The organism is Stenotrophomonas sp. A3_2 (assembly GCF_036624925.1).
Lineage (GTDB): Bacteria > Pseudomonadota > Gammaproteobacteria > Xanthomonadales > Xanthomonadaceae > Stenotrophomonas > Stenotrophomonas hibiscicola.
In genome coordinates this window covers 1-1069 of sequence record NZ_JAZKVY010000157.1, presented here as the reverse complement: position 1 = coordinate 1069, position 1069 = coordinate 1, and the positions used below count along the sequence as shown (strand labels likewise).

Annotated in this window: 1 protein-coding gene; it reads right to left on the bottom strand. The window is 68.9% G+C overall.

What is annotated here, in order from left to right:
* Positions 1-171: 171 nt before the first annotated feature.
* Entirely contained in the window at positions 172-708 is a 537-nt protein-coding gene (locus R5H29_RS04845) for an adenine phosphoribosyltransferase (protein WP_019338396.1), read from the bottom strand.
* Between the last annotated feature and the right edge of the window lie 361 nt (positions 709-1069).

Here is a 1069-nt window from a genome sequence, read left to right as displayed (position 1 = left end):
TGAGCAGGCCAACAAGGCCGTGGCCAGGCTGGAAGCCGGCAAGATCAAGGGCCGTCGCTTCCGCGTGCGGATGATGTAAGGAACAGGGTGGTCGGCCGGGGGGGGGGCGGGGGGGGGCCCGGCGCCTCCGCCGTTGTTGGGTCTGCGCCCCCCCCACGCCCGGCGACACGCTCAGAACACCAGTTCGGTGTGCAGTGGCAGGTCCGCTTCCCAGCGTGCGCGGCCGCCGAGTCCGTCCAGTTCGACCAACACGCCGGCACCCACCACCTCGACACCCAGGCGGCGCACCAGCGACAAGGCAGCGACCAGCGTACCGCCGGTGGCCAGCACGTCATCGATGATTGCTACGCGGGCACCGGCCGGCAGCGCATCGGCGTGCACTTCGATGCAGTCGCTGCGGTATTCGAGCGTGTATTCCTCGCGCAGCACCTGGCCCGGCAGCTTGCCCGGCTTGCGCACCGGCACGAAGCCCACGCCCAGTTCCAGCGCCATGGCGGCACCGAGGATGAAACCACGCGATTCGATACCGATCACCGCGTCCAGCTTCTGGTCGCGCCAACGGTCGGCCATCGCGGTGATGGCACCGCGGAAGTCCTCGCCATGGGCGAGCAGCGGCATGATGTCCTTGAAGAGGATGCCGGGCTTGGGGAAGTCGGCGATGTCGCGCAGGCGGGAGGCCCACTGCGGAGCGACGAGGGCGTCGGTCATGTCACGTTGGCTATCTGATGGCGGCATAGGGTACCTGTTCCGGGCGCCGGCTGCCTGTTGGGGTGTTCGGCCGGGCTGCGCCCGGCACCTGCAGAGGCCACCGCGCAAGCAAAAGCGAAAACAAAAGCCGCATTCCGAGGGATGGCGGGGTGGGTCCGGTTGCGGGGGGCGCTGCAAGTACGTCCATCTAGGCTTGGCAGCCGCTTGCTCGTGTGCGCTTTCCTGCGCACACGGCAAGACCGGGGTTGGGCGTCCTGCCCAACCCGCCCGAGGCATGCCTCGGGCCCATGCGGCTCACGCCCCCGCAACCGGACCCACCCCGCCTTCGACAGATTGCCGCGATCTGTCGGAACGGCGTCTT

What these genes read in the sequence shown, in the direction of transcription:
- R5H29_RS04845 (WP_019338396.1), bottom strand. Translation starts at nt 708, where the DNA reads ATGACCGACGCCCTCGTCGCTCCGCAGTGGGCCTCCCGCCTGCGCGAC.